Annotated in this window: 21 protein-coding genes; 8 read left to right on the forward strand and 13 right to left on the reverse strand. The window is 67.3% G+C overall.

From position 1 onward, the window contains the following. Window positions 1-3: 3 nt before the first annotated feature. The 7 genes from K368_RS0122900 to K368_RS0122930 form a co-directional block, all read right to left on the reverse strand. The gene (locus tag K368_RS0122900) at window positions 4-501 is read right to left on the reverse strand and encodes a DUF1640 domain-containing protein (protein WP_027174393.1); all 498 of its coding nucleotides are present in this window, start codon (window positions 499-501) and stop codon (window positions 4-6) included. A 139-nt stretch (window positions 502-640) separates the two neighbouring features. Next, window positions 641-2167, reverse strand: coding sequence for a Do family serine endopeptidase (locus K368_RS0122905; protein WP_027174394.1), 1527 nt, complete (start codon window positions 2165-2167; stop codon window positions 641-643). 82 nt (window positions 2168-2249) lie between these two features. Next, on the reverse strand, window positions 2250-3203 hold the full coding sequence (locus tag K368_RS0122910; protein WP_027174395.1) for a protease modulator HflC: 954 nt from the start codon (window positions 3201-3203) through the stop codon (window positions 2250-2252). Further along, window positions 3200-4375, reverse strand: a complete 1176-nt coding sequence (hflK, locus tag K368_RS0122915) for an FtsH protease activity modulator HflK (protein WP_027174396.1) — start codon at window positions 4373-4375, stop codon at window positions 3200-3202. The genes K368_RS0122910 and hflK overlap by 4 nt, the downstream gene beginning before the upstream one ends. Before the next feature lie 185 nt (window positions 4376-4560). Then, on the reverse strand, window positions 4561-5070 hold the full coding sequence (locus tag K368_RS0122920) for a dihydrofolate reductase (RefSeq protein ID WP_027174397.1): 510 nt from the start codon (window positions 5068-5070) through the stop codon (window positions 4561-4563). Further along, window positions 5070-5864 carry a thymidylate synthase gene (locus K368_RS0122925; RefSeq protein WP_027174398.1) on the reverse strand — a complete coding sequence of 265 codons (795 nt, stop codon included), beginning with the start codon at window positions 5862-5864 and terminating at the stop codon, window positions 5070-5072. The genes K368_RS0122920 and K368_RS0122925 overlap by 1 nt, the downstream gene beginning before the upstream one ends. A 56-nt stretch (window positions 5865-5920) precedes the next feature. After that, a complete protein-coding gene (locus K368_RS0122930) occupies window positions 5921-6772 on the reverse strand; it encodes a CPBP family intramembrane glutamic endopeptidase (protein WP_245259646.1) in 852 nt (283 codons plus the stop codon). A 272-nt stretch (window positions 6773-7044) separates the two neighbouring features. Here K368_RS0122930 and K368_RS0122935 point away from each other — a divergent pair, with 272 nt between their 5' ends. After that, window positions 7045-7689: an SspB family protein gene (locus K368_RS0122935; protein ID WP_027174400.1), complete on the forward strand. Its 645-nt coding sequence runs from the start codon at window positions 7045-7047 to the stop codon at window positions 7687-7689. 51 nt (window positions 7690-7740) lie between these two features. Here the strand turns inward: K368_RS0122935 and K368_RS0122940 are convergent, their stop codons facing one another. Continuing rightward, window positions 7741-9135 carry a cytochrome P450 gene (locus K368_RS0122940; RefSeq protein WP_027174401.1) on the reverse strand — a complete coding sequence of 465 codons (1395 nt, stop codon included), beginning with the start codon at window positions 9133-9135 and terminating at the stop codon, window positions 7741-7743. Window positions 9136-9273: 138 nt separating this feature from the next. Here K368_RS0122940 and fumC point away from each other — a divergent pair, with 138 nt between their 5' ends. The 3 genes from fumC (at window position 9274) to K368_RS0122955 (ending at window position 11359) form a co-directional block, all read left to right on the forward strand. Further along, window positions 9274-10698, forward strand: coding sequence for a class II fumarate hydratase (gene fumC / locus K368_RS0122945; protein ID WP_027174402.1), 1425 nt, complete (start codon window positions 9274-9276; stop codon window positions 10696-10698). A gap of 27 nt (window positions 10699-10725) precedes the next feature. Further along, complete coding sequence (locus K368_RS0122950; protein ID WP_027174403.1) at window positions 10726-10917, forward strand: DUF4169 family protein; 192 nt, start codon at window positions 10726-10728, stop codon at window positions 10915-10917. Window positions 10918-11143: 226 nt separating this feature from the next. Continuing rightward, the gene (locus tag K368_RS0122955) at window positions 11144-11359 is read left to right on the forward strand and encodes a ribbon-helix-helix domain-containing protein (protein ID WP_027174404.1); all 216 of its coding nucleotides are present in this window, start codon (window positions 11144-11146) and stop codon (window positions 11357-11359) included. A 3-nt stretch (window positions 11360-11362) separates the two neighbouring features. Here the strand turns inward: K368_RS0122955 and K368_RS0122960 are convergent, their stop codons facing one another. From K368_RS0122960 to K368_RS0122975, 4 genes are all read right to left on the reverse strand, one after another. Continuing rightward, window positions 11363-12748: a heterodisulfide reductase-related iron-sulfur binding cluster gene (locus K368_RS0122960; RefSeq protein ID WP_027174405.1), complete on the reverse strand. Its 1386-nt coding sequence runs from the start codon at window positions 12746-12748 to the stop codon at window positions 11363-11365. Between the two features lie 196 nt (window positions 12749-12944). After that, window positions 12945-14132 (reverse strand): FAD-binding protein, encoded by a 1188-nt coding sequence (locus K368_RS0122965; RefSeq protein ID WP_027174406.1) that lies wholly within the window; start codon window positions 14130-14132, stop codon window positions 12945-12947. 88 nt (window positions 14133-14220) lie between these two features. Continuing rightward, window positions 14221-15669, reverse strand: a complete 1449-nt coding sequence (locus tag K368_RS0122970; RefSeq protein WP_027174407.1) for a polysaccharide biosynthesis C-terminal domain-containing protein — start codon at window positions 15667-15669, stop codon at window positions 14221-14223. A 102-nt stretch (window positions 15670-15771) separates the two neighbouring features. Further along, the gene (locus tag K368_RS0122975) at window positions 15772-16773 is read right to left on the reverse strand and encodes a magnesium transporter CorA family protein (protein WP_018042555.1); all 1002 of its coding nucleotides are present in this window, start codon (window positions 16771-16773) and stop codon (window positions 15772-15774) included. Between the two features lie 214 nt (window positions 16774-16987). Here K368_RS0122975 and groES point away from each other — a divergent pair, with 214 nt between their 5' ends. Next, the gene (gene groES, locus K368_RS0122980; protein ID WP_018042554.1) at window positions 16988-17275 is read left to right on the forward strand and encodes a co-chaperone GroES; all 288 of its coding nucleotides are present in this window, start codon (window positions 16988-16990) and stop codon (window positions 17273-17275) included. Between the two features lie 97 nt (window positions 17276-17372). Beyond that, complete coding sequence (groL, locus tag K368_RS0122985; protein WP_027174408.1) at window positions 17373-19016, forward strand: chaperonin GroEL; 1644 nt, start codon at window positions 17373-17375, stop codon at window positions 19014-19016. 394 nt (window positions 19017-19410) lie between these two features. Here groL and K368_RS0122990 read toward each other — a convergent pair whose 3' ends face one another. Continuing rightward, complete coding sequence (locus K368_RS0122990; protein ID WP_027174409.1) at window positions 19411-20136, reverse strand: hypothetical protein; 726 nt, start codon at window positions 20134-20136, stop codon at window positions 19411-19413. A 288-nt stretch (window positions 20137-20424) separates the two neighbouring features. Between K368_RS0122990 and K368_RS0122995 the strand changes: the two genes are divergently transcribed. Continuing rightward, entirely contained in the window at window positions 20425-20757 is a 333-nt protein-coding gene (locus tag K368_RS0122995; protein WP_245259647.1) for a hypothetical protein, read from the forward strand. Window positions 20758-20899: 142 nt separating this feature from the next. Further along, window positions 20900-23011 (forward strand): ABC transporter ATP-binding protein/permease, encoded by a 2112-nt coding sequence (locus tag K368_RS0123000; protein ID WP_027174411.1) that lies wholly within the window; start codon window positions 20900-20902, stop codon window positions 23009-23011. Window positions 23012-23015 lie beyond the last annotated feature (4 nt).

Below are 23015 nucleotides of genomic sequence, written 5' to 3' on the forward strand. Positions count from 1 at the left end.
CGGTCAGCGGACGATCCGGGCCGGGGTGATGACGGCGCCGAGGATGATCAGGGTCTGAAAGCCGATCGTCCCGAACATCCATTTGATGATCTCGGTCTTCGTCGCTTCGATCTTGGCTTCCAGCCGTGACTCGGCTTCTCGTAAATTGGATTGGGTCGACAACTTGAGAGCTTCGATATCTGCGCGGGTCGACAGCCGAAGCGCCTCGATATCCGTCTGGGTCGACAAGCTAAGTGCCTTGATATCCGCCTGGGTCGACAGCATAAGCGCCTTGATATCAGCTTGTGTCGACAGGCGAAGAGATTCGACATCGGATCGCATCGACAGGCCAAGCGCCTCGATATCGACCTTCACCGATCCGATATCGGACTTCGTGGCGATGTCGCCTTGAAACAGTTCGGTGAACGCGTCCGCGAGGCCTTCGGCTTGTTCGGACGACAGCTTCGCCTTCTCGCGGAGCGAGCGGGCAAATTTCAACGTGTCGAAAGCAACGGCACTCATCGGTTCTTCGGTCTCTCGTCGAGGAACCAGAATAGGCATCGGCCGGCGGGTCGTACAAGCCGGCCGGCCATGCGACGCGATACAGATCGGCCCGTCCCATCAGGCGGGACGGGCCAATGTGCCATCCATAGGACGTGGCCTAGTCGAGACCGATCGCCACGAAGCGCACGTCGCCCGATGCGGCGGCCACGAGCAGGAGAACGGATTTGCGGTTCTCCTTCTTCAACTGATCCACTCGCTTCGTCACGTCGGCGGGGGAAGAGACGGATTCCTGGCCGACCTCGACGATCACCTCACCCGGCTTAATCTGCTTGTCGGCGGCGGTGGAATTCGGGTCGACGCGCGTGACGACCACGCCCTTCACGCTGTCCTTGATGCTGAAGCGGCGGCGCAGCTCGTCGGTGATCCCCGACAGGTTGAGACCGAGGGCCTGACGGATGGCGGGTTCCGCCGCCTCCGGCTGCTTGGCGTTGGCGAGCTGTGGCTTCTCGGGGTCGTCGAGACGGCCGAGGGTGACGGATTTCGTCGTCTCGGCGCCCTTCCGGACCACGATGACCTCGACCACCTTGCCCACCGGCGTGGAGGCGACGATGCGCGGCAGGTCGCTGGAGGACTTCACCACCGTCCCGTTGAATTTGGTGATGACGTCGCCGACCTCGAGACCCGACGTCTTTGCGGGGCCCTTCTCGTCGACGCCCGCGATGAGCGCACCCTTGGCGCCGCCCTTGAGGCCGAGGGCATCGGCGGTGGCATCGTCGACGTTCTGAATGCGCACGCCGAGCCAGCCGCGGCGGACCTCGCCGAACTCGCGGAGCTGATCGATGACCTGCGACGCAGTGGCGGAGGGAACGGCGAAGCCGATGCCCACCGAGCCGCCCGTCGGCGACAGGATCGCCGTGTTGATGCCGATGACCTCGCCGTCCATGTTGAACAGCGGCCCGCCAGAATTGCCCTTGTTGATGGCCGCGTCGGTCTGGATGTAATTGTCGTAGGGGCCAGATTCGATGTTGCGTCCGCGCGCGGACACGATGCCGGCCGAGACGGAGCCGCCGAGGCCGAACGGGTTGCCGATGGCGATGACCCAGTCGCCGGGGCGCATCTTCTCGGAATCGCCGAACGGCACGGCCTTCAGTGGCTTGTCGGCCTCGGGTTTCACCCTCAGGACGGCGAGATCGATCTTGGGATCCTTGCCGATGATCTCGGCCTTCAGCTTGGTCCCGTTGTGCAGAATCACCTGGATGTCGTTGGCGTCGCCGATGACATGGTTGTTGGTCACCACGATGCCCGAGGCGTCGATGATGAACCCCGAGCCGAGGGAGTTCGACTTGCGCGACTGAGGGCGCTGGGACTCCCCGTCGCCGCGCTGACCCCGCTTGTTGAAGAACTCCTCGAAGAGATCCTCGAACGGCGTGCCCTCAGGCAGCTTGGGCATCGTCCGGCCGGGCGCCTTGGCTTCCACCGTGGTGGAGGCCGAGATGTTCACCACCGCGTCGGTGACCTTGTCCGCGAGGTCGGCGAGCGATTCGGGGCCTTTCGCCAGAGCTGGGCCGGCGAGGCCGGTGACGGCCACCGCGGTGGCGAGCGACAGGGCGGCGAAGGCCGAGCGCGCGGAGTGGCGGAATGCCCGGGGACGTCGCGCCGTCGTGGCGCCCGCAGCGGAAATCATGGTCGACCTCTTGTTGGAACGAGGCATTAGATCGTCCGCCGGGGCGGACGATCAAGGGCCGGTCGGCGATGAGGACCGGGCTTCAGCGCGGCGCGCCGCTCGTCGCACCCGCCTCCGCCGCTCCGGCGGCCCGCGGGGCGGTTGCCGGAGCACGGCCCTGCGGGTCGTTGAAGTAGCGGAAGAAGTCCGAGTTCGGGTTGATGACGAGGCGCGTCTCCGGCCCCTTCAAGCTCGTCTCGTAGGCCTGCATCGACCGGTAGAAGGCGAAGAAATCCGCATCCTTCCCGAATGCCTCGACGAGGATGCGGTTCCTGTCGCCGTCGCCTTGGCCGCGCAGGGTCTCGGCGGTCTGGTTGGCCTCGGAGAGCAGCACCGTCACGTCGCGGTCGGCCTTCGCCTTGATCGTCGCCGAGATCTGGTCGCCGTTGGCACGGATGTCGGCGGCCTCGCGGTTACGCTCGGTGATCATCCGCTTGTAGACGGCGGTGGAATTCTGCGCCGGCAGATCGACGCGGGTCATGCGCAGGTCGACGATCTCGACGCCGAGTTCCTTTGCCTGGGTGTTCACGTCGCCTTGGATCACGTTCATCAGGTGCGAGCGCTCGGTCCGCACGATGGCGTCACGGGTCGAGCGGGCCAGCACGTTGCGCAGTGCCGAGTTGGTGAAGCTCGCCAGCAGCGTGTTGGCGCGCAGCACGTTGTTGGCCGATTGGTAGAAGCGCAGCGGGTCGATGATGCGATAGCGCGCGAAGGCGTCGACTTCGAGGTTCTGCCTGTCGGCGGTCAGGAGCGTCTGGACCGGAAGGTCGAGATCGAGGACGCGCTTGTCGAACAGCACGACGTTCTCGATGAAGGGGACCTTGAAGTAGAGGCCGGGCTTCTCGGTTCCCGTCTGGTTAAGGACCGTGCGGACACGGCCGAACTGGATCACCAGGGCCTGCTGCATCTGCCCGACGGTGAAGACCGAGGCGTAGAGGGCGACGGCGATCACTGCCAGGAGGAAGACACCGCCCGTGCGAAGTGCGGAACCGTTCATCGGGCGGCTCCAGTATTGGCGTTGCGGTTGCCGAATTCGGTCAGCGGAAGCACAGGGACGACGCCCGCGCCCGCTGCACCACCGGCCACGCCGGTTCCGTTCTGGTCGATGATGACCTTGTTGACCGAGCCCAGGACCCGCTCCATCGTTTCGAGGAAGATGCGCTCACGGCTGATCGCCGGTGCGAGCTTGTAGGATTCGTAGACCTGCTGGAAGCGGGCCGCCTGACCGGTGGCATCCGCCGTCGCCTGCGTCTTGTAGGCCTCGGCCGCCTGCACGATCTGCGAAGCCTTACCACGAGCCTGCGGAACCTCGCGGCTCGCATAGGTGCGGGCCTCGTTCTGCGCGCGCTCGGCATCCTGCTGGGCGGCGTTGACGTCGATGAAGGCGGGCCTGACATCCGGCGGCGGATTGACCGCCACGAGCTGGACCACTTCGATCCGTACGCCGGCACCGTACTCGTCGAGGGCCTTCTGGGTGATCTCCTTGACCTCCTGGGCCACGCTCGACTGCTCGTTGGTAAGGATCGCCTGGATGTTGCGGCGACCGATCACCTCGCGCATGGCGCTCTCGGAGATCGCCTTGATGGTGCCTTCGGGATTCTCGAGGTTGAAGACGTAGTCAGACGCTTTCGGCGGGTTGATGCGCCACTGCACCTCGAAATCGAGGTCGACGATGTTCTCGTCACCCGTGAGCATCAGGCTCTCTTCCGGCAGATCGCGGGATCGCGACTGCGACCCGACGCCGACGCGGTAGCCGATCTGGACGCTGTTCACCTGACCGACATTCGGCTTGGTCACGGCACCGATCGGATAGGGGAAATTGTAGTTCAGGCCCTGGCCCGTTGTGCTGGTGTAGCGCCCGAAGATCGTCTCGATGCCGACCTGCTGCGGTGCCACGGTGTAGAAGCCGGTGAGCAGCCACGCCGCCACCACGAGGCTACCGGCTATGGCGACACCCTTGCCACCGCCCATGGAGCCGCCGGGGATGATCCCGCGCAGACGGTCCTGGCCGCGACGGAGGATCTCTTCGAGGTCCGGAGGCGTCTTTCCGCCGCCGCCGCCACCGCCGCTACCCCACGGGCCGCCCCCGCCTCCATTGCCGCCGCCGCCACGGCCCCAGGGCCCTCCCCCGTTGCCGCCACCGCCGCCGCTTTGATTGCTCCAAGGCATGCTCGCCGATATCTCCTGCTGAGGCAGTGTCGTTCGGGGCCGACCCGGCGCGCTCTCGCCTCGGGCCGATCCGTCTCACGGTACTGAGTGTCGCCACTCCGTCCTGTCAAGGCTGGCAAGTGGGCATCGCCAAGAGGAAAGGCAACAGCGCCGAGCGCTCTTGCGCGATGCGTCGCGGCGTAGAGTTACCGGACCCGTTCCAGATCAACGAACGCGAAGGCGCATTCATCCCGCTCGCCGGGCGGGTGCGCGACACGCGAGACTTCGCGGAAGTCACCCGTCTCGTAGGCCGGGAACACCGTATCCCCCTCCGGGCTGATCTCCACATCGGTGAAATGGATGCGGTCGGCATGGGGCAGCGCCAGGGCATAGATCTCGCCGCCCCCCGCCACCATCAGTTCCTCGGCCTCCCCCGCCGCTGCCAGGGCGCCCGCCCAATCGTGGACGACGGCCACGTCGGCGGCCGAGAACGACCGGTCACGGGTGAGGACGAGGATGCGCCGGCCCGGCAGCGGCCGGCCGATGGAATCGTAGGTCTTGCGGCCCATCAGGACCGGCTTGCCCATGGTCAGCGCCTTGAAGCGGCGCAGGTCGCTGCCGAGGCGCCAGATCAGGCCGTTGTCGCGGCCGATGACCCCGTTGCGGGCCACCGCCGCAATGAGGCTGACGAGAGGGCGATGGGTGCCGGGCGCCATCAGACCGCCACCGGCGCGCGGATGGCGGGATGCGGTTCATAGCCCTCGATGGCGATGTCCTCGAAACGAAAATCGAACACCGAGCGGACCTCCGGGGCGAGGACGAGGCGCGGCAGGGGACGCTGCTCCCGGGTGAGCTGCAGCCGGGCCTGTTCGAGATGGTTCACATAGAGATGGGCGTCGCCGAGGGTGTGGACGAAGTCTCCCGGCTCCAGGCCCGTCACCTGGGCGATCATCGCGGTGAGGAGCGCATAGGAGGCGATGTTGAAGGGCACGCCGAGGAACACGTCCGCCGAGCGCTGGTAGAGTTGGCACGAGAGCCGGCCGTCGGCGACGTAGAACTGGAACAGGCAATGGCAGGGCGCCAGCGCCATCCTGTCGAGGTCGGCCGGGTTCCAGGCCGAGACGATCAACCGGCGGGAATCGGGGTTTCGCCGTATCTCGTCCACGAGCCAGGCGATCTGGTCCACCGCGCCGCCGTCGGGCTTCGCCCACGAGCGCCATTGCTTCCCGTAGACCGGGCCGAGATCGCCGTTCGCATCGGCCCATTCGTCCCAGATCGTGACGCCGTTGGCCTGCAGGGCACGCACGTTGGTGTCACCGGTGAGGAACCACAGCAATTCGTGGATGATCGAGCGCAGGTGCAGCTGCTTCGTCGTGACGAGGGGAAAGCCTTTCGCCAGGTCGAAGCGCATCTGGTGGCCGAAGACCGAGAGCGTCCCCGTGCCGGTCCGGTCGTCCTTGCGCGTTCCCTCGGAAAGGATGCGTTCGAGGAGCTGGTGATACGTGTGCATCGGGGTCCCGTGTTCCGTCCCCCGCGATACCGCGAACGGGGCCGCGAGGCGAGCGGTCAGGCGGGGCCCGGCCACAGCAAGTAGGCGACCACGGCGAGATTGCTCCAGACGTGGAGCAGGATGCAGGGCCAGAGCCGCCCGGTCCGCCAGCGCAGCCAGCCGAGCATCAGGGCGAGGGGAATGAGCGAGACCGGGCGGGCGATGCTGCCGACCTGGATGTGGAGCAGCACGAACAGGGCGGAGGTGGAGAGGATCGCACCCCACGGCTTGAGGAATCGCGAGGCCCGCTCGAACATCGCCCCGCGCATCAGCATTTCCTCCGCCACCGGCGCCAGCACGATGGTGAAGGCGAGCCAGCCGATCGCCCCGGTCCTGCTGAGCAGCGGCGACAGGCCGACATTGCGGCCGAACGCCATGTGGAAGACCTCCGCCGTCCCGATCACCCACAGGATGTGGAGGAACGGCCAGAGCAGCAGGATGGCGAGGAGCCGCGAGGGAGCGAGGCCCGGCGCCCCGACGGGGGTCAGCGCGAGCCTGGCGTGCCACGCATCGCCACTGGACCGGATCGCCGCGCCGATGACGATGGCGACGATGAGGCATTGCCGCAGGATGTCGCTCGCCACCTCGCGCAGGACGAGCTGCTGCGGATACAACCGGGGGCGGCGCGCTTCGGCGGCAAAGGGGTCTATGCCCTGCAGGATGTCCGCGCCGACGCGCACGATGAGCAGGGCGGCGATGGCCGCCGCCACCATCACGAACAACGTCGCCAGGACGAGGCCGATGGCATCGCGAAAGGCGGCAATGGCGAGGCGGAGCGGCTGGCGGCGCGGCGGGCCGCCACCGGTGGCGGCCAGCATTGCGCCGATTGCCCGGTCGTCGGACAACTCCACGTCAGGATCGGGCTTCAAAAGCGACGCCTCTCCCTCTATATTCCTTTCGTTCGGTCGAGAGGCCGAACTGGGTGCCTGACAATCTTCGGCGAAGGCCGCTCGATCCCGGCGCTTTCACCAGAATCCCGGGTACGTGGATACGGTGTCAATTCACCACTCCCCGTGGAGACCACGGTGGAAACGGCGCGATTGAAACCGGTGCCCAAGTCCGGCAAGCCTTCACGTCAATTCACCGACCCGGTGCGCCGTCGGCGCGACATTCCGGCAGGTGCCGGGCAAAGCGACAAGCGATGGCAGACGATCTCATCCGTTACGACCTCCTGGTTCAGGATGCCCTGCGCGGCGTCGTGCGCAAGGTGTTGACCGACGCGGCCCGCGAAGGTCTCGCCGGGGAGCACCATTTCTACGTGTCGTTCCGGACGGAGGCGCCGGGGGTGCGGATGTCGCAGCGCCTGAGGGAGAAGTATCCCCAGGACATGACCATCGTCCTCCAGCACCAGTTCTGGGATCTCGGCGTCACCGAGCATTCCTTCGAGGTCGGCTTGTCCTTCTCCGGCGTTCCCGAGCGCCTGCTCGTGCCGTTCGACGCCTTGAGCGGGTTCTTCGACCCGTCGGTCCAGTTCGGCCTCAAGTTCGACCTGAACGAGACGGCGGACGAGGACGCGCAGGACGATGCGCCGCAACCTCCCGGCACGAAGAACGCCGCGCGTGGTGCTGCCTCCGAGCCGAGCGAGATCATGCCGAAGGGCAATGCCGTCTCGGCGATCGGCGCCAGCGTCCCCAAGCTCCTGCCCGCGCAGGGCGCGAGCCAGAACCTCGACAAGACGGACGAGGGCGCGGACGGGAAGTCGGCCCGTCCGGCGGCCAAGAAGACCGAAGGCGGCGAGGCCGGTGCCGAGGTCGTCAGCCTCGACGCGTTCCGCAAGAAGAGCTGAGGTTAGGGGCGCTTCACTACGTCTCGCGCTGGGCTCCGGCCGCAGCGGGTGTCATGTCCGCCGCTCCACCTCCATCCGCAAGCCGTGTTCGGGGCGCAGTGTCACCCGCTGCAGCGGCGTGACGGGGGCGTGGTCGGGCGCCACCGAGAAGCGCGCGGCGCGGGCGATATGCGCCAGGACGATCACTGCTTCCTGCAGCGAAAAGCTCTGGCCGATGCAGACGCGCGGTCCCGCGCCGAACGGCAGGTAGGAGAAGCGCTGAACCGCAGCCCTGTTCTCGGGCAGGAAGCGCTCCGGCACGAACGCCTCCGGATCGTCCCATAGGGTGCGGTGGCGGTGGAGCACATAGGGCGCCACCATGATGAGCGAGCCCTTGGGGATCTTGATCCTGCCGATCCGGTCCTCCGCGATCGCCTGCCGGCTCAGGAACGGCACCGGCGGGAACAGCCGCATCGTCTCTTCCATCACAGCCTTGGTGTAGGGCAGCGCGTCGGCATCAAACCCGTCGCCCTGCACCGCATCGACCTCGCGCTCGACGCAGGCCCGGGCCTCGTGATCCTGTGACAGGCAGTAGAGCGCCCAGGTGAGCGCGTTTGCCGTGGTCTCATGACCGGCGGCGATGAAGGTGACGATGTTGGCCCTCACCTCGAAATCGCTCAGGCCCTTGCCGGTTTCCGGATCCTGCGCCTGAAGCAGCAGGGTCAGGAGGTCGGAGGGTGCCGTCCCGGCGTCGAGCTGGGTGCGCCGACGCGCGATGAGGGCATTCACCACCTCCTCGAAGAAGCGGATCGCCGGCCGCGCCCGGAGGCGACCGATGCGCGGCACGAAGGCGGGCACGCCGAACACGTCCATCGGATCCACCGGCCCGACCGATTCGAGAAAGCGCGTGATGGCGCGGCCCAGCGCATCGGGGTCGCTGGAGAGACCTTCGGTGAAAATGGTCCTCTCCAGCACGTCGAGGGTGACGCGGGTCATCTCCAGCGCCACGTCCACGGTGGTGGCATCGCGCCGGGCGAGGCGACGGCCGATCCGAGCGCCGGCCTCGTTCATGGGGGCGGCGAAGCCGAGGACGTGGCGGGCGGAGAAGATTGGCGCCAGGGTACGCCGTTGCAGCTTCCACTCCTCGCCCTCCGCCGTGAGGAGGCCGTTGCCGAGGCCCGGCGCGAGCACCCGGCGCTGCAGGTCGTCCTTGCGGTAATTGGCGGCGTTCTCCACGAACAGATAGCGGATCAGGGCCGGGTCGCTGACCACGGTGACGCGGCCCATGGCGCCTTCGCGCGCCACCACGGGCTCCACGAAATGCTCGTCGAGCCAGGTGGTGATCGGGTTGGCACGCACGGCCTTGAGGAAGGCGAACAACCCCGGCTGTTCGCGCCGGGGGCGCGGGACGACGGGGCGGAAGCGTGGAACGGTGTCGGGCTCCAGGGTCGCGGCGTCCAAAGGCATCGGCAATCGTCCTCGCTTCGTCCCGGACGGTGCCTGACTCCGGCACGGACCTGTGACGCCTTTGAAAGAAAGCACCATCGCGGTTTTCAGCCGCACCGTTTAAGTAGGGCCGCAGACCCCGCCATCTAAGAGGCCACGATGTCGCCGCTCGAAAGCCCCACCGAAACGTCCGCTACCCGGACCGAGTCCGACACGTTCGGCCCCATCGAGGTTCCGGCCCATCGCTACTGGGGCGCGCAGACCCAGCGCTCGATCCAGAATTTCAAGATCGGCACCGAGAAGATGCCGGCCCCCCTCGTCCATGCGCTGGGCATGGTGAAGCAGGCCGCCGCCCTGGTGAACCAGGATCTCGGCGCCCTCGACCCGAAGGTGGCCCAGGCCGTGGCCGCGTCCGCTGCCGAGGTGGTGTCCGGCGAGCACGACCAGGAATTCCCCCTCGTGGTGTGGCAGACGGGCTCGGGCACCCAGTCGAACATGAACGCCAACGAGGTCATCGCGAGTCTGGCCAACGAGCTGCTCGGGGGCAAGCGCGGCGGCAAGTCGCCGGTCCATCCCAACGACCACGTCAATCGCGGCCAATCCTCCAACGACGTGTTCCCCACTGCGATGCACATCGCGGTCTCGCGCGAGATCAACGACCGTCTGCTCCCCTCTCTGAAGCACCTGCACGACGCGCTCCAGGCCAAGTCCGAGGCGTTCTCGTCCATCGTCAAGATTGGCCGCACCCACCTGCAGGACGCGACGCCCGTCTCCCTCGGCCAGGAATTTTCCGGCTACGTCGCGCAGGTGGCGCTGGGCACCGAGCGGGTGAAGGCGACGCTTCCGGGCGTGCTGGCGCTGGCCCAGGGTGGTACGGCGGTCGGCACCGGCCTCAACGCCCATCCGGAATTCGCCGAAAAGTTCGCGGCCAAGGTCGCCGAGCTGACCGGCCTGCCCTTCACCTCGGCCGCCAACAAGTTCGAGGCCCTGGCCACCCACGACGCCCTCGTCTTCACGCAAGGCGCGCTGTCCGCCCTGGCGGCGGGCCTGTTCAAGATCGCCCAGGACATCCGCTTCCTCGGCTCCGGCCCGCGCTCGGGCCTCGGTGAACTCTCCCTGCCGGAGAACGAGCCGGGCTCGTCGATCATGCCGGGCAAGGTCAACCCGACGCAGTGCGAGGCCCTGACCATGGTCTGCGCCCAGGTGATCGGCAACGGCACCACCGTGAGCTTCGCCGGCTCGCAGGGCAATTTCGAGCTCAACGTGTTCAAGCCCGTCATCGCCAACGCGGTGCTGCAATCGATCCGCATCCTCGCCGATGCGGCCGTGAGCTTCGCCGACAATTGCGTCGTCGGGATCAAGGCCAACGAGGACAAGATCGCCGACCTGATGAGCCGCTCGCTCATGCTGGTGACGGCGCTCGCCCCCTCCATCGGCTACGACAAGGCCGCCGAGATCGCCAAGACCGCGCACAAGCGCGGCACCACCCTGAAGGAAGAGGCCCTGCGTCTCGGCTACGTCACGGAGGAGGAGTTCGACCGCGTCGTCCGCCCCGAGACCATGCTGGCGCCAAGCGTCGATTAAACGAAGCGTCGAATGACGGGGAAGCTCATGGCCGAGATCATCAACCTGCGCTCGGTCCGCAAGGGCAAGGCGCGGGCCGAGAAGGAGGCGAAGGCGGAGGACAACCGCATCGCCTTCGGCCGGCCGAAGAAGGCCAAGACCCTGGCCGAGGCCAAGAAGGCCATCGAGTTCTCGCGCCACGAGGGTCACAAGCTCGTGGGGCCGGATCCGGACAGGTGACGACCCTAATGCGCTCGCAAGTCTCCCCTCCCCCCTCTGCGGGGGAGGGTGGCCCTCGCGTCAGCGAGGGTCGGGAGAGGGGAGCGCCGTATCCGGAGAGGTCGCCCCCTCTCCCGCCTGCTCCGCAGGCACCCTCCCCCGCACCACGTCGGGCCTGCCCGACTTGGCCAGCCAAAGACGGATCTCGGGCAAGCCCGAGGTCCGTGGGGGGAGGGTTGCGCGCCCGATGACCACCGGCACCACCAAACGCTCGGTGATGATCGCCGGTCACCGCACCAGCGTGTCGTTGGAGACGCCGTTCTGGGAGGCGCTGCGCGAGATCGCCGCCGCCCGTGAACAGTCGGTCCAGGTGCTGATCGGCGAGATCGACGAGGCGCGGGGGGCGCAGAACCTGTCGTCGGCGATCCGGGTGTTCGTCCTGAACGCCGTACGCCGGGCCTGAGCGCTACTCCGCCGCCTCCAGCACCCGCGTTCCGCCGAGGCCCTCAAGCACCGCCGGCTTCGGCCCGCCCGTCGCCCAATCCAGCAGTTCCACCGTGTGCACGATAGGGATGCGCGTGCCGTTCCCGATCTGCGTGGCGCAGCCGATATTGCCGGTGGCGATGAGGTCGGGGCGCATGCGCTCGATATTGTCCACCTTCCGATCGCGGAGCCGCCCGGCGATCTCCGGCTGGAGGATGTTGTAGGTGCCGGCCGAGCCGCAGCAGATATGGCCCTCGGGCACGTCCTTCACGGTGAAGCCGGCCTTCTTGAGCAGGTTCTTCGGCTCGGTGCGGATGCCCTGGCCGTGCTGCATCGAACAGGCGGAATGGTAGGCGACGACGAGATCGCTCTCGAACAGCGGCGGCATCAGGCCGAGGCTGGCCACGTATTCGGTGACGTCCTTGGCCAGTGCTGAAACCCGCGCCGCCTTGTCGGCATAGGCCGGGTCGTCGCGGAACATGAAGCCGTAATCCTTGATCGTCGTGCCGCAGCCCGAGGCCGTGACGATGATCGCGTCGAGGCCGCCGCCGTCCATCTCGGCGATCCAGGCGTCGATGGTGCGCTTGGCCTGTGCGTGGGAGGTCTCGGACTTGCCCATGTGATGGGTGAGCGCGCCGCAGCACCCCTCCCCCTTCGCCTGCACCACCTCGACGCCGTGGCGGGTGAGAAGCCGGACCGCCGCCTCGTTGAAATCCGGCCGCAACACGCTCTGAGCACAACCGCGCAGGAGGGCGACCCTGCCCGCGCGGGCCGGGGCGGCCTCGCCTTGAAGCAGGGCGCTGGCTTCCCGCGCGCGGTTGTCGGCGGGGAAGGTGCCGGGCCGGTCGGAGGCGGTGCGGTTCGGCAGGAGCGCGGGCGCGAGGTCGAGCATCGCCGCGAGGCGGTTGCCGATGCGGGGCAGCTGGGCGACGAGGGGCCGGAACGGCGAGCCGATCTTGGCGGCGAGAAGCGCCAGTCGGAAGCGGTTCGGATAGGGCAGCACGAAGGCGAGCACGCTGCGCAGGAGTCTGTCGCTCAACGGCCGGCGATAGGTCTCCTCGATATGCGTGCGGGCGTGATCCACGAGGTGCATGTAATGCACGCCGGACGGACAGGTCGTCATGCAGGACAGGCAGGAGAGGCAGCGGTCCACGTGCTTGACCACCTCGGGTGTCGCCGGTTTGCCGCCCTCCAGCATGTCCTTGATGAGGTAGATGCGGCCGCGCGGGGAATCGAGTTCGTCGCCGAGGAGGAGATAGGTCGGGCAGGTGGCGGTGCAGAACCCGCAATGCACACAGGTCCGCAGGATCTTCTCGGACGCCGCCATCGCCGGGTCGGCGAGCTGCGTCAGGCTGAAATTGGTCTGCACGGCGTTTCCTCGGGGTCCCGATACGTCAGCCCGCCCGGCGATCTTCCGCCGCCCGGCGCTGTTTCCCGCAGCTTAGAGGGAATTTGGACGGAAGCCGAGGCTTGGAACGGCTCTAAGCGGCAGCCTGCCGCACCCCGATGGCGCGGCCGTCGCAGACCGGCGAAAGCCCTTCCCACGAGCGCTCGCCGCGCACCAGTCAAATTCCCGCATACATCCGGCCGGGATTGAAAACCCCCTTCGGATCGTGGGCCGCCTTGATCCCGGCCGTCATCCGCAGCAGCGGATCGGACAGGGGCTCGAACACGGCGGTGGCCGCGCGTACCGCGTCCGGCGCCCGCACCAGGGTGGCGTGCCCGCCGGTGGTGCGGAGGACGGCGCGGATGGTCTCGGCACCGGCATCGCCTTCGGCCGAGGTGGCGAGCCAGACGAGGCCGCCGCCCCAATCGTAGAACCAGCGTGCCTGGCGCTGCGCCGCGATGGCGGCGGTGACGGCTGGGCCTTTGGTCGGCGCGGTGGAAATCCGCCACACGGCGGCATCGCGCGGTTCCGTCAGCGGGATCACGTCGCGAATCGCGGCCCAAAGGACGGCGCCGATCCCGTCCTCGATGATCTCCGGCTCGCCGAAGCGCCGCAGGAGCTTGCGCAATTCGCCGAGGCGGTAATCGAGGGAGTCCGAAAAGCCCTCCAGGCGCATCAGGGTCCGGGGGCTCGGCCCATCGAGGCCGCTCGGCAGGTGAGCGGCCCCGGTGAGTTCGAACGGCGAGCCGAGGGCGGCACCGAGGGCGGCGACCGCCGTGGCGTCGTCGAGGCCGGTAAAGGTCAGGGTCGCCGTCCGTTCCTGGACCGGCAGGACCTTGAAGGTCACCTCGGTGAGAAGGCCGAGGGTGCCCCACGAGCCGGCCATGAGCTTGACGAGGTCGAGGCCGGTGACGTTCTTCATCACCCGGCCGCCGGACTTGATGGCCTCGCCGCGCCCGTTGACGAAGCGGACGCCGATCAGGCTGTCGCGGGCCGCGCCCGCATTGATCCGGCGCGGTCCCGCATTGTTCGTGGCCGCCACCGCGCCGAAGGTCGGCTCGCCGCCCGAGCCCATGAGGATGCGATGGTCCATCGGCTCGAAGGGCAGCATCTGGCCGCGTTCCGCGAGCAGGGCCTGCACCTGTGCGAGGGGGGTGCCGGCGCGGGCGGCGACAACCATCTCGGCTGGTTCGTAGAGCGTGATGCCGGAGAGTTTCAGGGAGGAGAAGGTCGATTCGTCCTGCGCCGGGCGACCGATGGCGGCCTTGGTGCCTCCGCCGACGAGACGCATCGGCTCGGAGCGATCGGCGGCATCGGCGACGATGGCTTGCGCCTCGCCCTCGTCCTGAGGCTCGTATGTCCGCATCGTTTCCCGCCCGTTGTGATGCTCGCCGGCATCCTTTGGCGAACCATATGCGGGAAGGCACGCCCCTCTTTCAAGCGACGCGAGCGTCTCAGGCCGTCGGGGTGACGGCGCGCTGCCGGAGATAGGCGGCGGCGAGGCCGCGCAGGCCGGCGATGTCGAACAGCGCCACGAGCAGGGCGTAGACCAGCACACCGAGGGGCAGGCAGATGGCGAGGGCTACGGCCGGGTCCGTGTGCCGGAACGGCGCGAGGCAGGCCATCATCGCCAGGGTGGAGGTGCAGGCGGCGAAGACGTCCCACCAGTCGATCCGCAGGCGTTGCGGTCCGGTGAGAGCCCGGACGGCCAGCCACAGGGTCGAGGCGACGAGGCCGGCGCTCTGCGCCATGGCGATGCCCGGCGCCCCGAAATGCGCGGGCAGGACGAACAGGCAGGCAGCGTTCACGGCGAGGCCGACGATGGCGGCGGCGATCACCGGCACCGTCTTGCGCCGGATCTGGAAGATCGGGTTGAGGCCGAAATTGAGCAGCGTGCCGCAGAGCAGGCCGGGGATGAGGATCAGCGCGTAGAGGGCGAAGGGCCCGCGATATGCCTCCGGCACGATGAGTCCCTGGATCGCCGGAAGCACGGCCCAGAGCCCGCCGGCGCAGGGCACCATCAGCGCCACCACGATGCCGGCGTTGCGGCCGATCTGGGCCTCGGCCGCCACATGGCCCTCGTGCTCGTCCACCCGCACGGCGAGCTGGAACAGGATGAGGTCGAGGGCCGTGCCGATCATGCTGAGGCTGCGGGTGGCGACATCGGCGGCAAGGGCGAAATAGCCGGCCTCCGCCAGTCCGAACCACATGGCGATGGCGCTGCGGTTGAGGAACGGCGTGATCTGGTAGATCGCGTTAGCGGCGATGAGCGGTAGCCCGTAGGCGCGGAACAGCCGCCAGGTCTCGCCCACGCGCACACAGACGATGGGCACCTTCGGATCGAGCAGGGGCCTGCGCAGCACGAGGACAGGCAGGAACTGGCTGAGCCCGCAGGCCAGGAGCACCCAGACCGGCTGGGGAAACAGCCAGGCCGCCCCCGCCATGAGCAGGAAGGCGAGGCCGTTCTTGACGATGGTCAACTTCAGGTAGAGGCCGCCATCGAAGCGCGCCCGCGTCAGGGCCGCGTGATAATCGAACAATCCGATGCCGAAAGCGGCGAGCCCGGCCCCCGCTGCGATGGCGAAACGGCCTTGCGCATCCATCTCCACCGTCGCGCCGACCACCGCGCACAGGGCGGAGGCGACGAGCAGGACGAGGGCGAGGACGGCATAGGCGCGGTCCAGCCCATGGCGGATCCAGGGTTCCTCCTGCCGGACACGGTTGGAATAGAACCGGGTGGCCGACAGCCGCAGCCACTCGAAGACCAGGGTGTTGAGAACCACGGCGCCCGTGGTGGCGAGGCCGAACAGGCCGAAATCCGCCGGCCCCATCAGCTTGGCGAGGAGCAGGCCGAGGCAGAAATTGAGCCCGGCATTCAGGATGAAGGCGGCGATCACGGCCATGCGGTCGACTCTGGTCGCCGGGTGCCCGGCTCTGCTCCCGATCCTTGCGCGCCGGCCCGAAAAGAATTCCCTAAATCCCGAGCCTGCCCGGTCGGCCCAGCGTCAGAACCAGCCGCGCAGCTTGAAGAAGACGACGGGGATGATCGCGCTGATGACGATCAGCGACAGACCATAGGGATAGCCGTAGACCCAGTCGAGTTCCGGCATGTGCTTGAAGTTCATGCCGTACATCGAGGCGATGAGGGTCGGCGGAACGCCCACGACCGAGACCACGGTCAGCACGCGGAAGGTGTTGTTCTGCTCGATGTTGATGAGGCCGAGGGTGGCGTCGAGGAGGAACTGCACGTTCTCCGACAGGCGGATCTCGAACTCGTCGAGGGAGGCGATGTCCCGGCGCAGGGTCTCGAAGCGCGGCATCTCGGTGGCACCGAGGAGGTGTTCGCATTCGCCGGCGACGAAGGGGAGGATGCGCTCGAGGCCGAGTAGGCTCGAGCGGATCTTGCCCAGCGCCTTGCCCCGCCGGCCGACGCTGCGGAGGATGCGGCGAAGGGCCAGATCGCGCCGGCGCGGTGTCTTGCCGGAATCCCCGGCGACGCCCCCTGCCCTCACGTCGAAATCGAAGATCCGGGTGGAGAGCGCGTCGAGGTCGGCGCCCATCTCCTCCAGGGCGTCGGCGAGACTGTCCACCAGCTCTTCCACCAGGAGCAGGAAGATCTCGGTGCCGGTCTGGCAATCCCCGTCGCCGTCGCCGATGCGCTTCTTGACCTCCTCGAAGGCGCGCAGCTCGTTGAATCTGACGGTGATCAGCCGGTCCCGGGTCAGGACGAAGCCGAGCGGGGTCAGCTGCGAATCCACCTTGTCGAAGGTGATCATCGGGGTTGAGAGCGAGAGCCCGTTCTTGAGCCGCCGCAGCCGGCTGGAATTCTCGACTTCGCTCAGAGCTTTTCGCGATGGTACGCGCAGCCCGGTGGCGGCCTCGATATGCTCCGCCTCCTCGGTGCTCGGATCGTTGAGATCGATCCATATCGCGTGGCTTGGCACGCCGCCGCCATTGGCTGCGCCGGAATGCTCGACCGCGCCCTGCGGTCCCTGGAGGCTGATCATGGGGTGATTGTCATCCGTCTGTCAGCGACCGGAGAGCAGAACATGCTTCGCGAACGCGGCATGACGCGTCGTCCGCGTCTTGACTCGCAAGGGGCTTGAGCCTACCTCCGCCCTTGCTTTGGCACTCATCGCTTGGGAGTGCTAACGGCCTGGGTTGGGCGAGCTCTTCGGCCGCATCAACGCCATCCATCAATTCGAAGCAAGAGGGCAGCTCATGAAGTTCCGTCCGCTGCACGACCGTGTTGTCGTCCGCCGTATCGAAGGCGAAGAGAAGACCAAGGGGGGCATCATCATCCCCGACACCGCCAAGGAGAAGCCGCAAGAGGGCGAGATCGTTGCCGTCGGCCCGGGCGCCCGTGACGAGGCCGGCCGCGTGAACCCCCTCGACGTGAAGGCCGGCGACCGCGTGCTGTTCGGCAAGTGGTCCGGCACCGAAGTCAAGATCGACGGTCAGGACCTCCTGATCATGAAGGAATCCGACATCATGGGCGTCGTCGCTTAATTCAAGCGACGCCCCCTCTTCCTTCTTCCCATCCGAGCCCTTCGAGCGCGCACTTCGATGAGCGCCTCAGGGCTTCGCACCTCATGAGGATTTGAACATGGCAGCGAAAGAAGTACGCTTCGGCTCCGATGCCCGCGAGAAGATGCTCCGCGGCGTCGACATTCTCGCCGATGCAGTGAAGGTGACGCTCGGCCCCAAGGGCCGCAACGTGGTCATCGAGAAGAGCTTCGGCGCTCCCCGCATCACCAAGGACGGCGTCACCGTCGCCAAGGAGATCGAGCTCGCCGACAAGTTCGAGAACATGGGCGCCCAGATGGTGCGCGAAGTGGCCTCGAAGACCAACGACATCGCTGGCGACGGCACCACCACCGCCACCGTCCTGGCCCAGGCCATCGTCCGTGAAGGCGCCAAGTACGTCGCCGCCGGCATGAACCCGATGGACCTGAAGCGCGGCATCGATCTGGCCACCACGGCCGCCGTGAAGGACATCATCGCCCGCGCCAAGAAGGTCGCCTCGTCCGAGGAAGTCGCCCAGGTCGGCACCATCTCGGCCAACGGCGACACCGAAATCGGCGAGATGATCGCCCATGCCATGCAGAAGGTCGGCAACGAGGGTGTCATCACCGTCGAGGAAGCCAAGACCGCCGAGACCGAGCTCGACGTCGTCGAGGGCATGCAGTTCGACCGCGGCTACCTCTCCCCGTACTTCATCACGAACGCGGAGAAGATGGTTGCCGAGCTCGAGGACCCCTACATCCTCATCCACGAGAAGAAGCTGTCCTCGCTCCAGGCGATGCTGCCGGTTCTCGAGGCCGTGGTGCAGACCGGCAAGCCGCTCGTCATCATCGCCGAGGACATCGAGGGTGAGGCTCTCGCCACGCTCGTCGTGAACAAGCTGCGCGGTGGTCTGAAGGTCGCCGCCGTCAAGGCTCCGGGCTTCGGCGATCGCCGCAAGGCCATGCTCGAGGACATCGCGATCCTGACCCAGGGTCAGATGATCGCCGAGGATCTCGGCATCAAGCTCGAGAACGTCACCCTGCCGATGCTCGGCCGCGCCAAGCGCATCCGCATCGAGAAGGAGACCACCACGATCATCGACGGTCTCGGCGAGAAGGCGGACATCGAAGCCCGCGTGAGCCAGATCAAGGCGCAGATCGAGGAGACCACCTCGGACTACGACCGTGAGAAGCTCCAGGAGCGCCTGGCCAAGCTCGCCGGCGGCGTCGCGGTCATCCGCGTCGGCGGCGCGACCGAGGTCGAGGTCAAGGAGAAGAAGGACCGCGTCGACGACGCGCTCAACGCCACCCGCGCTGCGGTGGAAGAGGGCATCGTCCCCGGCGGCGGTACCGCACTCCTCCGTGCCCGCGAGGCCGTCCGCGCCCTCAAGAGCGACAACCCGGACGTCCAGGCCGGTATCAAGATCGTGCTGAAGGCCCTTGAAGCCCCGATCCGCCAGATCGCCGCCAATTCCGGCGTCGAAGGCTCGATCGTGGTCGGCAAGATCACCGACAACACCGACTCGATCACCTTCGGCTTCAACGCCCAGACCGAAGAGTATGTCGACATGATCCAGGCCGGCATCGTCGACCCGGCCAAGGTCGTGCGCACCGCGCTGCAGGACGCCTCCTCCATCGCCGGTCTCCTCGTCACCACCGAGGCCATGATCGCCGACGCTCCCAAGAAGGACAGCGGCGCTCCCCAGATGCCGGGCGGCGGCGGCATGGGCGGCATGGACTTCTAAGAAGTCCAGGCTCTCAGTTCGAAACGGATGCTCTCGCGGCGGTCGTCGCGAGGGCGGAAAGGGTCGTCGCAAGACGGCCCTTTCTCGTTGTGGGCGGGTATATCGACTGTCCGCTCTGCCCAGATGCGGGCTACTAGATTCACATTTCTTATCTTTCAGGCAGAGCGCGTCCCTCTCCCCCTTGTGGGGAGAGGTTAGGAGTGGGGGTGGTTCCGCCAGGCTCCGTCGCATTAGGGTCGCCCAACCACCCCCACCTCCAACTCCTCCCCACTAGGGGGAGGAGGGCAGGTTCGAGCATCCCGCGAAATGCGTAAATCCTGTAGCCCGCAGCGGGAACCGGGCAGCGCTCCGTGCCCGTGCCGCAGATCCTCTCTCACCACGACCCCGCTCGCGCCTATCCCGCGCGGCGATGGCATCGGACATAGGAGGCGTCGCCCTTGGCGCTCGACCAGGTCAGGCGGTTGCCGTCGACCAGCAGCTTCACCTGGGACGACCAGCGCCGGCCGCCATCGCTGCAGGAGGCCGACACGCTCCAGTTCGTACCGATGCGCCGTCCGTTGCGGAAGGTGCACACGGTGCTGCCCGCGCGAGCCCCGCTCTCGGTGATCCGCGCCGGGATGTATCCCCGCCGCCGCGCCCCGCGGCGGCATGCGGTCTCGTTGGGCCCCCAGAGACCGACATAGGCCGCCGGCTCGATGGGAGGCGACGCGGCCGTGGTCACGTCGGCACGGGGCGCCACTTCGGGATCCTGCCTGAGAGCGACGGATCGAATTCCCGGCTGGACCGGTGGGACGACCGTGGCGTCCCGGCCCGACGGACCGGACCCGCTACCCACATCGGACCAGGGAGCGCTGCCACGACCCGGCCGCGACCCGCCTGCATGAGTCTCGAACGGACCGGGCTCGTTGAACGCCGCCTGGATCGTGCCGATCTCCGGGCGCGCCGGCGGGTCGTGGGTCAGCAGAACGGTGCTGTAGCCGAGGAGCGCGCCCCAGCCCATGGCGAGGGAGACGGGAAGCACAAGGGCGCGGGCCGACCTGCCCGAGGGCTCCGCCACGGCTGGCGGCGACGCTCCCTCGTCGATCCTCCCCGTATCCTCAGCTTCGATGCCCGCGGTCATCGTCGTCTCCCGTAAGGCTCCCCCTGGGGCGGAGCCGGTCTCGCAGCGGCGGCGGCCGCTTCACTGGTTCGCGACTTGAGCAACCCCGGCCCCGTTCGACAACCGGACTCTGGCGAGCCCGTGAAGTCGGCTTTGGACAAGACAGGCCTGTCGCTCTTCTGTCCCGGCGCCATCGATAGCGGTGGATAGACTCCGCGAATAGGGCGGGCAAACGGCAAGCCCTTCCCGTCCCTCATGAAAACTGCCATGCTCAAGCTTGTGAGAAACCAGTCAGTTATCCGTGCCATCGTGACGAGACGCCTCGCCTTTGCCGTCTGCGTCACCATCGCAGCCCCGGCCAGTGCTCAAGCACCGCCCTCCACCATGCGGATGGCCTGCGCGGATGCGATGGCGCTCGTGAAGCGGGACGGGTCGGCGGTCCTTTCATGGCCGGCGGGCAAGGCGGAGAAACCAGGCAGGGCGGAACAGCCGGGGCGGACGGAACGCTTCGTCAGCGACCGGAGCCTGTGCGGGATGTCGGAAATCGCCGAACTCCGCTTCGTGCCCACCCGCGACAATCTGGAATGCCCGGTCGGCTACCGATGTCGCGAGCCGGATTACGGCGATTGGGACTGGCCCTGATCCGATCTGACGCATCCGGCGGCGACCACCCCCGCCACGATCTCGCCACGACCGGCCGTCACTGCCGCCGTCACGATCCGGTGCCAATCCGGCGGGCGAAGTCGTCGTCGCCTATTTGAATCATCGACTTGAGGAGACGCGCGTGGCCGTACTCAGGACAGGCCTCGGCCTGCAGGCCGCCATAACGGCGCTCTTCGCCCTCGTACTTCTGATCCTGCCGGGCACTGCGACGCCGCTCTACGTCAGCTTCAGCGGCTTTGCGATGGTGGTGATCCTCCTCGCCTCCGCTAAGCTTTCCGATTACCTGAAGGTGTTCGTATCAGTCTATGGCATCGGCTACCTGTTCCTGGCCGGTGCGAAGCAACTGGCGGCGTCGGGCCTCCTGCCGGAGACGCTGGCGGCTCTGCTGCCACCGGCCTTTGCTGCCACGGGCGCGGTGGTCTTCGCCGGCATCGTGTTCGGAATCTCCCATCTCGAGCCGATCCGCGCGATCACCCGCATCGCCGACCCGTTCTTCGCCGCACGCGAGGAGCCGAACCGGGAAATCCGGCCGTTCCACTTCTTCGGCAGCACCGAAGGTCGGGTCGCACGACGTCTCGTGGCGCTCTCCATCTTCATCACCTTTGCCCAGGTCGCGCTTCAGCTGCGCCTGAACTTCTGGTACCGCGACCTCTTCAACGCGCTGCAGGAGTATAACGCCGACGCGTTCTGGTATCAGCTCGTCTGGATCTTCGTGCCCCTGGCGGCGGTCTGGGTCGTCATCGGCATGTTCGACACCTTCGTCGATGCATCGCTCCACATCCGCTGGCGCACCTGGCTGGCCCGCAGCCTCTACAGCCGCTGGCTCGATGGCGGCACGCATTACCGGATCCCCTTTACCGACGAGCCGGCCGATAACCCGGATCAGCGCATCCAGAGCGACGTCAACCTCTTCATCCAGCAAACGACAAGCCTGTCGATCCGGCTCCTGTCGCAGGCCGCGACCCTGGTCTCGTTCATGGTCATTCTCTGGGGCCTGTCGCGGGACTTCGTACTCCCCTTCACCGATACGGTGGTGCCCGGGTTCCTCGTCTGGCTGGTCATCGTCTACGCGGTGGTCGGGACATGGTTGACCCATCTCATCGGCCGTCCGCTCATCGGGCTCGATTTCCGGCAAGAGAAGGTCGAGGCCGATTTCCGCTTCTCCCTTGCGCGGACGCGGATCTATTCCGAGCAGATCGCCCTGCTGCGCGGCGAGCGTTCGGAGACCGTGCGCCTGCGCGAACTCTTCCAAGAGATCATCGGAAACTACCTCGCCATCATCTACCGGCGGATCAAGATCGGCAGCTTCACCCTGTCGTACAACCAGATCAGTGTGGTGTTTCCCTACATCCTCGCCGCCCCGTCCTATTTCCTCAAAAAGATCACCCTCGGCCAGTTCCAGCAGACGGCGAACGCCTTCAGCAGCGTCCAGGGTTCCCTGTCCTTCTTCATCGATTCCTACACCACCATCGCGTCGTACCGCGCCAACACCAACCGCCTGACGTCGTTCAAGCGGGCGATGACCAAGGCGGAGGCCCTGTCCGGCGCCGGATACGGCCTCGTCCAGGGCAATGGGACCGGCCCGAACGTCACCGCCTCCGGCCTGACCCTCGCCCTGCCCGACGGCCGCGAGATCGTCACCGCCGGCTCGTTCACCCTCGACAAGGGGGCGTCGACGCTGCTCACCGGCCCGTCCGGCTCCGGCAAGTCGACCCTGTTCCGGGCGATCGCCGGAATCTGGCCGTTCGGGAAGGGCCGGGTCGACGTGCCGGAAGGCCAGTCCGCGCTGGTGCTGCCGCAGCGGCCTTACATCCCGCTCGGGACCCTGCGGGGCGCCGTGGTCTATCCGAGCACCACCGATCAGTTCTCCGACGAGGCGATCCGCGAGGCGCTCATCGCCGCGCAGCTTCCGCAACTCGCCGACCGTCTCGACGAGGTCGATGCCTGGGACCAGCGCCTCTCCGGCGGCGAGCAGCAGCGTTTGGCCATCGCCCGCGCCGTCCTGGCGAAGCCGGCCTGGCTCTTCCTCGACGAATCCACCGCCGCCCTCGACGAACCGAGCGAGGCCGGCATCTACCGCATGCTGCGCGAGCGCCTGCCGGGGACGACGATCGTCTCCATCGGCCATCGTTCGACGCTGCATGCCCTCCACGACACGCGCATCGACATGAAGCCGGGCCCGGACGGGCGCTTCACGCCGACGATGCTCTCCGAGGGCACGGCCGTCAGATAGGGCG

The organism is Methylobacterium sp. 10 (assembly GCF_000519085.1).
GTDB lineage: Bacteria > Pseudomonadota > Alphaproteobacteria > Rhizobiales > Beijerinckiaceae > Methylobacterium.